General features: G+C 71.0%; 8 protein-coding genes. 7 read left to right on the top strand and 1 reads right to left on the bottom strand.

The genetic code is table 11. From position 1 onward, the window contains the following. A partial coding sequence (locus tag RIF93_RS04805) for a M23 family metallopeptidase (protein WP_309088968.1) occupies positions 1-656 on the bottom strand: 656 nt, incomplete at its 3' end. A 261-nt stretch (positions 657-917) separates the two neighbouring features. Here RIF93_RS04805 and RIF93_RS04800 point away from each other — a divergent pair. The 7 genes from RIF93_RS04800 (at position 918) to RIF93_RS04770 (ending at position 8,320) form a co-directional block, all read left to right on the top strand. After that, entirely contained in the window at positions 918-1,559 is a 642-nt protein-coding gene (locus RIF93_RS04800; protein WP_309088966.1) for a helix-turn-helix domain-containing protein, read from the top strand. Further along, a complete protein-coding gene (locus RIF93_RS04795) occupies positions 1,556-2,521 on the top strand; it encodes an HlyD family efflux transporter periplasmic adaptor subunit (RefSeq protein WP_309088964.1) in 966 nt (321 codons plus the stop codon). The genes RIF93_RS04800 and RIF93_RS04795 overlap by 4 nt, the downstream gene beginning before the upstream one ends. Further along, on the top strand, positions 2,518-3,435 hold the full coding sequence (locus RIF93_RS04790; RefSeq protein WP_309088962.1) for an ABC transporter ATP-binding protein: 918 nt from the start codon (positions 2,518-2,520) through the stop codon (positions 3,433-3,435). Before RIF93_RS04795 ends, RIF93_RS04790 begins: the two co-directional genes overlap by 4 nt. Then, the gene (locus RIF93_RS04785; RefSeq protein WP_309088960.1) at positions 3,432-4,565 is read left to right on the top strand and encodes an ABC transporter permease; all 1,134 of its coding nucleotides are present in this window, start codon (positions 3,432-3,434) and stop codon (positions 4,563-4,565) included. Before RIF93_RS04790 ends, RIF93_RS04785 begins: the two co-directional genes overlap by 4 nt. A gap of 15 nt (positions 4,566-4,580) precedes the next feature. Then, on the top strand, positions 4,581-5,300 hold the full coding sequence (gene mtnN, locus RIF93_RS04780; protein WP_309088958.1) for a 5'-methylthioadenosine/S-adenosylhomocysteine nucleosidase: 720 nt from the start codon (positions 4,581-4,583) through the stop codon (positions 5,298-5,300). Positions 5,301-5,456: 156 nt separating this feature from the next. Next, positions 5,457-8,015, top strand: a complete 2,559-nt coding sequence (locus tag RIF93_RS04775; RefSeq protein ID WP_309088956.1) for a helicase-related protein — start codon at positions 5,457-5,459, stop codon at positions 8,013-8,015. Further along, positions 8,012-8,320, top strand: coding sequence for an RNA-binding S4 domain-containing protein (locus tag RIF93_RS04770; protein ID WP_309088954.1), 309 nt, complete (start codon positions 8,012-8,014; stop codon positions 8,318-8,320). Before RIF93_RS04775 ends, RIF93_RS04770 begins: the two co-directional genes overlap by 4 nt. Positions 8,321-8,372: the final 52 nt, after the last annotated feature.

Below are 8,372 nucleotides of genomic sequence, written 5' to 3'. Positions count from 1 at the left end.
TCGGCGGTGATCACGTTGGTGGCGTCGACCCGTCGGCCGCGCCGGTCGATCAGCTCAAGGTGGACGTGGTCGGTCATGCCGCCGGGGTACTTGCTCTGCAGCGAGTGGACCCGCCCGATCGTCTGGCCGACATAGACCGTGTCGCCAACCTGCACCTTCGGCCGGACATAGAAGGCCCGGGCTTCCAGCTTCAGGGCGGGATTGGTGATCTCCACGAACCGGAGATTTGGGTCGCCCGCGTAGACGTAGCCGATCTTGGTCACATAGCCCGAGATCGGGGCGACGACCGCTTGGCCGGCCTTGGCTACGAAGTCCACGCCGGCGTGGATCCGGGCTCCGCCGTCGCGCGAGGCGCCGAAGTGACCCGAGCCGTAGGCGTCGTGGTCTCGCGGCTCGTGGCCCGTGGGATTGGCGAAGTCGGACTTGCCGTCGCCGTCCACGTCTGCGCCCTGCCAGACCAGCTCCATCTCGACCGGCCGCACCACGCTCTCGACCGCGCGCTCGATGGCCGTGAACCGCACCGGTTTGGGCGCATCCATCGTGCGCACCGGGGCCGCCACCGCGGCCGTGGCGAGAACAGCGGCGGCCAGGGTCACAGCTTGCAGCGATCGGTCCTTCGCCAGTTCGGAAACGCGCGCGCGCCAACCGTCCGTCATCTTGAGACCCCTTTTCACCGATGCTGGGTCCGCGCCCGGGCTGCCGCCGGGCTTCGTGGACCGCCTGCTTGTTATGGCGCCGCACGATGGCGGCGAGCGTTTCCGGTCGTTTGCTTTCCGACCACGGCGGAAAATGGGCGCCACGGGAACAAATTCGACTGCGTCATCCCGCCGCCCCGGATCCTCGACCCCACAGAACATGGTGTTGCGGGCCTGCGGAGTCAATGTTACTGACTGACTGGTCAGTTATTAGGAGAGGCCATGCTGAACCCGGGGGAGCCGAAGTTCCGTCGTCGAAAGGCGGATCGGCCGGGCGAGATCGTCCGCGCAGCCATGGATGTGTTCGCCGAGAAGGGCTTCGCGGCCGCCAAGCTCGACGAGATCGCCGCCCGCGCCGGCGTCTCCAAAGGCGCGCTCTACCTCTACTTCGAGACGAAGGAGGACTTGTTCCGCGCCGTCGTGGGCCAGGTGGTGGCCCCCAACATCGCCCAGGTGAAGGCCTTGGCCGCCGCCCACCCGGGCCCGTTCTCAGATCTCGTCCGCAGCCTCGTCGGCCACGTGGTGGGCGTGGTGCAAGCGACCTCGATCGGCGGAGTGGTGAAGATGGTGATCGGCGAAGCGCGCAACTTCCCGGAACTGGCCCGCGTCTGGCACGACGACCTGGTCTCGCAGGCGCTAGGAGCCCTGGCGGCGGCCGTGGAGGCCGCCCAGGCGCGCGGCGAGGTCAAGCCGGGCGATCCGCGCGCCTATGCGCTGCAACTGATCTCGCCACTCCTGGTCGGCGTCATCTGGCGTGAAACCTTCGTGCCGATCGGAGCTGCGCCGTTCGACCTTCCGGCGCTCATGCGCCAGCACCTCGACACCGTGCTGACCGGCATGCTGGCGGAAGGCGCCCTGCCATGACCCGTCGCCGGATGCTGCCGCTGGCGCTGCTGGCCCTCGGGGCGGTGATCGTCCTCGGGCTCGTGCTGGCGCCGCGCTTCGGACCGGCTCGGACACTGTCCGGCTACATCGAGGGCGAGGCCCTGTACCTCGCCGCACCGGTGGCGGGAACGGTCCGGAGCATGCACGTGGCCCGCGGCCAGGAGGTGAAAGCCGGTGAGCCGCTGTTCGTGGTCGATCCGTCCCAGGTCCAGGCCCAGCGCGACGAGGCCGCCGCCGAGGCGGCCGCCGCCGAGGCCCAGGCTCAGGACGTCCGCAAAGGTCAGCGCCCTGTCGAAGTCGCCATTTACGAAGCCAATATCGCCGCCGCCGAGGCGCGCGCCCGCGACGCCCACGCGGACCTCCGCCGCACCGAGCCGCTCGTGCGCCAAGGGTGGTACGCACCGGCCCGGCTCGACGACGCCCGCGCGGCCGCCCAAGCCGCCGACGCTCAGCTTCGCGCCGCGCGCCGGCAGCGGGACGCGGCCCTGCTCGGCGCCCGCGAAGATCAGGTCCGCGCCGCCGATGCGCGCGTCGCGCAGGCCGAAGCGGTCGTGTCCGGCGCCCAGGCGCGCCTCTCGGACACCGCCCCCGCCGCTCCGACCAACGCCCGCGTGGAGGACGTCTTCTTCCAGGCAGGCGAGTGGGCGCCCGCCAACCAGCCGATCCTGTCCCTGCTGCCGGACGACCGGATCAAGGTACGGTTCTTCGTGCCCGAGCGGGAGCTTGCCGCCTATGGCGTCGGCCGCACCGTTCGCTTCACCTGCGACGGCTGCGCCAAGGGTTTGACCGCCCGCATCGAGTATGTGAGCCCGCGCCCGGAATTCACACCGCCGGTGATCTACAGCCGCGAGGCCCGGGACCGGCTGGTCTACCTGGTGGAAGCTCGCCCGAGCGTCCGGCTGAACCCCGGCCAGCCCGTGGACGTGGAGCCGCTCAAGTGAGCCTCACCATCGACGTCCGCGGCCTGAACAAGAGCTTCGGCGCCAAGCACGTGGTGCAGGACGTCACCATCCAGGTCGGGGAAGGCCGCATCTGCGGCTTCCTGGGACCCAACGGCTCGGGCAAGACGACGACGCTGCGGATGCTCTGCGGCCTACTGACCCCGGACTCTGGGTCCGGCGAGGCGCTCGGCTTCGACATCATCGCAGAGGCCGAGCAGGTGAAGCGACGCACCGGGTACATGACCCAGCGGTTCTCCCTCTACGAGGACCTGACTATCGCCGAGAACCTGGAGTTCACTGCCCGCGTCTACGGGCTGGACCGGCGGCCCGAACGCGTCGGCGCCGCCCTCGATCGTCTGGGCCTCTCGGCTCGCCGCAGCCAGCTCGCCGGCACGCTCTCCGGCGGCTGGAAGCAGCGCCTCGCGCTGGCCGCCGCCACCCTGCACGAACCCCGCCTGCTGCTGCTGGACGAGCCCACCGCCGGGGTGGACCCAAAGGCCCGTCGCACCTTCTGGGACGAGATCCACGCCCTGGCCGCGGAAGGCCTGACGGTGCTGGTCTCCACCCACTACATGGACGAGGCTGAGCGCTGCCACGAGATCGCCTACATCAGCTATGGGCGGCTGATCGCTCGCGGCACGGCGGACGAGGTGATCGCCGCCTCGGGGCTGGTGACCTTCCACGGCGAAGGTCCTGGCCTGGATCGGCTCTCCTCGGAACTCGCGGCCCGGCCGGGCGTAGAGACCGCCGCCCCGTTCGGCGCCGCCGTCCACGTCAGCGGCGGCGACCGCGCCGCCCTCGAGGCGGCCATCGCGCCCTGGCGGCGGGAGCCCTATCGGTGGACCGAGGTCCCGCCGACGCTGGAAGATGTCTTCATCCAGCTGATGAGCCGCGCACAGGACAACTTCCAATGAGCGGCCTGTCCTGGGACCGCGTCGCGGCCGTGATGATCAAGGAGTTCAAGCAGCTCACCCGCGACCGGGTGACCTACGCCATGATGCTGCTGTTGCCGGTCGTGCAGCTCACCCTCTTCGGCTACGCGATCAACGCCGAGCCCCGCCACCTGCCGACCGCCGTGCTGGCGCAGGAGGACAGCCGCTACGCCCGCGCCATGGTCGCCGCCCTGGAGAACTCCGCCTACTTCGACCTGGTGGCCCAGGCGCGCAGCCCCGGCGAGCTCGACGCCATGATCCGCCGCGGCGACGTCCAGTTCGCGGTCACCATTCCTGGCGACTTCAGCCGGCGCGTGGCCCGCGGCGACGAGGCCCAGATCCTGGTCGAGGCGGACGCCACGGACCCGTCGGCCACCGGCGGCGCCGTGGCCGCGCTCTCCGCCCTCCCCCGCCACGCCCTCGCGCACGATCTGAAGGGGGCGCTTCGCCAACGCGGCGAGGCCGCGCCCCCGTTCGAGGTCGTGGTCCACCGCCGCTACAACCCGGAGGCTGTGACCTCGTACAACATCGTGCCTGGCCTGCTGGGTGTGATCCTGTCGATGACCCTGGTGATGATGACGGCCCTCAGCGTCACCCGCGAAACCGAGCGCGGGACGATGGAGACCCTGCTCTCCACCCCGCTGGAGCCGCTCGAGGTCATGGCCGGCAAGCTGGCGCCCTACGTCGCGGTGGGCGTGATCCAGACCGCCGTGATCCTGATCCTCGCCCGGTTGCTGTTCGACGTGCCCATGAGCGGCGGCTGGGGCGGACTCACGCTGGGCGTCAGCCTCTTCATCGTGGGCTCGCTGGCCCTGGGCTTCCTCATCTCGACGGTGGCCCGCTCCCAGCTGCAGGCCATGCAGATGAGCGTCTTCTACATACTGCCCTCGATCCTGCTGTCCGGCTTCATGTTCCCCTTTCGCGGCATGCCCGGCTGGGCGCAGGCGCTAGGCGAGGTGATCCCTGTGACCCACTTCCTGCGCGTGGTGCGCGGCTCGCTGCTCAAGGGCCAAGGCCTCGAGGACCAGTGGCGCGAGCTCGCCGCCCTGATAGCCTTCGTCTGTGTCGTCACGGCGTTGGCTGTCGCTCGCTATCGCCGCACCCTCGACTAGGGCTATAGGCGGCGCGTGATCGGGATCCTCTGCGCCACCCCTCAAGAACTCGCCGCGCTCCGCGCCGTGTTGGACCTCGACGTCCAACCCGAGCTCCACGGCCCCTTCCAGGTCCGGGCCGGCCATGGCCTGGCTCTGACCCGATGCGGCCTCGGCAAGGTGAACGCCGCCTCGGCCGCCACCCTGCTGCTGGACCGGTTCGGCGCCCGCAGCCTGATCTTCTCGGGCGTGGCCGGCGGCCTGCACCCGGAGCTGCCTGTGGGCTCGGTGCTGTTTGCCGAGCGGCTGGCGATCCACGATTACGGCATCGTCACCGCCGGCCGGTTCACCGCCACACGCTCGGGCGTGATCCCGTTCGGCGCGCCGGCGGCCCAGCTGGAGCCCGTCGGCGGCGAGGTCCGTGAGACCCTCCGACGGCTGCTGGACGAGGTCCGCCTGGACCATCCGGTGCGCCTGGGCGGCATCACCACCGCCGACTACTTCCTGAACTGCGGCCAGACACGGGACGAGCTGCGGGCGCAGCTCGGCGCCGACGCCATCGACATGGAGTCTGGCGCGGTCGCGCAGGTGGCCGAGGCGTGGGGCGCTCCCCTTTATGTGATTCGCACCCTCTCGGACCTGGCCGGCGAGGAGAGCCAAGTCACCTTCACCGAGATGGAAGCCATGGCGGCGCGGAATTCGGCGGCCTGCGTCAAGGCCCTGCTTCGGCTGCTGGGCGCACCCGCCAAAAGCTAAGCCGTGCAACCGTTCGGGCGCTCGCGCGTCACGCTTACGCAGGTATTGGCGTAAGGAGTTCAAAGCGTTGGCCGGTCGTGAGGCGTCCCCTGCTCCTCCGAAGACCAAGTCTCGGCCTCGCTTGCCCGACTCTTTCCCACATCCCACCTTAGGCTCATGAGCGACCGTCCGTCGGGCGCAGCGCCGCCGCGGTTGGTCGCGGTGCTCGGCCCCACCAACACCGGCAAGACCCACCTGGCCGTCGAGCGCATGCTGGGCCACCGGTCCGGCATGATCGGCCTGCCGCTCAGGCTGCTGGCGCGCGAGATCTACGACCGCATCGTCAAGCTGCGCGGGCCGCGCGAGGTCGCCCTGATCACGGGCGAGGAAAAGATCGTCCCGCCCCGGCCGGCCTATTTCGTCTGTACCGTCGAGGCCATGCCGCTTTCGGTGGAGGTCGAGTTCCTGGCCATCGACGAGATCCAGCTCTGCGCCGACCCCGAGCGCGGCCACGTCTTCACCCACCGGCTGCTGCACGCCCGCGGCACGGCCGAGACCATGCTGCTGGGCGCCGGCACGATGGCGCCGCTGGTTCGCCGCCTGCTGCCGCACGCCGAGATCCAGACCCGCGACCGTTTCTCGACGCTGACCTACGCCGGCCCGAAGAAACTGACGCGCCTGCCCCGTCGCAGCGCCGTGGTCGCCTTCAGCGCCGACCAGGTCTACGCGATCGCCGAGCTGATCCGCCGTCAGCGGGGCGGCGCCGCGGTTGTCATGGGCTCGCTGTCGCCCCGCACCCGAAACGCCCAGGTCGCCCTCTACCAGTCGGGCGAGGTGGACTTCCTGGTCGCGACCGACGCGATCGGCATGGGCCTGAACATGGACGTCGACCACGTGGCCTTCGCCGGCCTTCGCAAGTTCGACGGCCACCGAACCCGCTTCCTGCACCCGCAGGAGATCGGCCAGATCGCCGGCCGTGCTGGCCGCTACCAGAAGAACGGCACCTTCGGCGTCACGGGCGAGGCCGAGGAGATGGACGCCGACCTGGTCGAGGCTGTGGAGAACCACCAGTTCGAGCCGGTCGCCGGCGCCGAGTGGCGGAACTCCAAGCTCGACTTCGGCTCGCTGCCGGCCCTGATGCGCTCGCTGGCCCAGACGCCCGACAGGCCGGGCCTGAAGCTCGCCAAGGAAGCGCTCGACGAAACCACCCTGCGCCAGCTGGCCGACGATCCGGACGTGGCCCACCGCGCCCGCGATCGCACGAACCTGTTCCGCCTGTGGGACGTCTGCCAGACGCCCGACTTCCGCAAGGTGGCCTCGGAAGAGCACGTGCGGCTGGTGAAGGACTTCTTCTTGCACCTGACGGGCGGCCGCCGGCGCATCCCCGAAGACTGGATTGCGCGCCAATACGCGCACCTGGACCGCACGGACGGGGAGATCGACGCCCTAGCCCAGCGCCTGGCCAGCGTGCGGACCCTCGCCTATGTCGCCAACCGGCCGGACTGGCTGCACGACGCCGCGGGCTGGCAAGGCCGCACGCGGCAGCTGGAGGACCGGCTCTCCGACACGCTGCACGAGAAACTGATGGCCCGGTTCGTCGACCGGCGGACCAGCGCCTTGATGCGCGGCCTGAGAGTGCGGGAGGACATGCTGGCCGGGGTCGCCGCGGACGGCTCGGTCACGGTCGAGGGCCACTACGTCGGCAAGCTATCGGGCGTGCAGTTCGAGGCGGCTGAGGGCCAGAGCGTGCTCGAGACCAAGGCGCTGCGCGCCGCCGCCAACCATGCCGTGGGACCCGAGATCGCCAAGCGCCTGGGCAAGCTGGCTGGCGAGCCTGACGAGGCTTTCAGCCTCAGCCCCGACGGCGTCGTGCTCTGGCGCGGCGAGGCGGCGGGCGTGGTAGCCGGCGGCCAGCCGTTCAGCCCGCGCGTGCGGCTGCTGGGCGAGTTGGGCCACGACGCGGCGCGGCAGCGGGCGCAACGCCGGCTTGAGGCCTTCGTCGCCGCCGAGGCGGCGCGCCGGCTTACGCCGCTGCGCAAGCTGGAAGCCGCCGTCGCCGAGGGGAAAATCAAGGGACTGGCCCGCGGCCTGGCCTATCGCCTCATCGAGGCGGGCGGCGTCTTGGACCGCGCCGAGGTGCGCGACGAGACCCGGGCGCTCAGCCAGGTGGAGCGCCGGATGCTGCGCAGCCTGGGCGTCCGCATCGGCGCCCACTCGATCTACATGCCGGGCGTGCTGAAGCCGGATGCCCTGGCGCTGGCCCAGGCGATCGCGGGCCGCGAGACGCCCGGCTGGCGTCCGGCCGCCGGAGTCAGTCGCCTGCCCGAAGCCGGCGTTTCGCCCCGGGCGCTGTCGGCCCATGGGTTGCGCGCCGTGCGCGGCCTCGCGACCTCGGTGGAGAGCCTCGAGCGGCTGGACGAGCTGATGCGCGCCGGCGTGAAGCAGGGCGGGGGCGTCGTGCTTTCCGACCAGGCCCGCGACGAGCTCGGCTGGAGCAAGGCTGAGACCGACACCATCCTTCGCGGCCTGGGTTATGCGCCCGCCAACCGCCCGAAAGCCGGCGAGCCGGTCGCCTGGCGGCGGCGCGGCGAGCGGCGGCCGGAGGCTCCGCGCGCGGCCGCCCCTGCCCATTCGCCGTTCGCGGCGCTGGCGGCGCTGAAGGACCAGCCGCCTCCCGCCCGCCGACGCCGGCCCCGCCGCAAGAAGGCGAAGGCGGCGGCCAAGGTGGTGGCATGAGCGACGACGCCTGCCGGGTGGACGTGTGGCTGTGGCGCGCGCGCTTCTTCAAGACCCGCTCGCTGGCGGCCAAGTTCGTGGACGAGGGCCGCGTGCGCCTGACCCGCGCCGGTCAGGAGAGCCGCCTCGACAAGCCCGCTCGCCCCGTGAAGGTCGGCGACCAGCTGGTCTTCGCCCTCGGCGGGCGGTTGATCGCGGTGCAGGTGGAGGGCTTCGGCGAGCGTCGTGGTCCGGCCACCGAAGCACGAGGCCTCTATTCGCCCTTGCAGAATTCCTCGGAAGCGCCGCCGCCCTCGCCGCATTGACAATATGGCCAAGGACTTAGAAAACCCGCGCGCCCGAAGGGGGGCTGCCCGG

The sequence above is a fragment of the Phenylobacterium sp. genome (assembly GCF_031181185.1).
Classification (GTDB): Bacteria; Pseudomonadota; Alphaproteobacteria; order Caulobacterales; family Caulobacteraceae; genus Phenylobacterium.
This window is presented reverse-complemented; position numbering and strand designations above follow the sequence as displayed.

Coding starts and splice junctions, on each gene's coding strand:
- RIF93_RS04800 (WP_309088966.1), top strand. CDS start 918: ATGCTGAACCCGGGGGAGCCGAAGTTCCGTCGTCGAAAGGCGGATCGG.
- RIF93_RS04795 (WP_309088964.1), top strand. CDS start 1,556: ATGACCCGTCGCCGGATGCTGCCGCTGGCGCTGCTGGCCCTCGGGGCG.
- RIF93_RS04785 (WP_309088960.1), top strand. CDS start 3,432: ATGAGCGGCCTGTCCTGGGACCGCGTCGCGGCCGTGATGATCAAGGAG.
- RIF93_RS04775 (WP_309088956.1), top strand. CDS start 5,457: ATGAGCGACCGTCCGTCGGGCGCAGCGCCGCCGCGGTTGGTCGCGGTG.
- RIF93_RS04770 (WP_309088954.1), top strand. CDS start 8,012: ATGAGCGACGACGCCTGCCGGGTGGACGTGTGGCTGTGGCGCGCGCGC.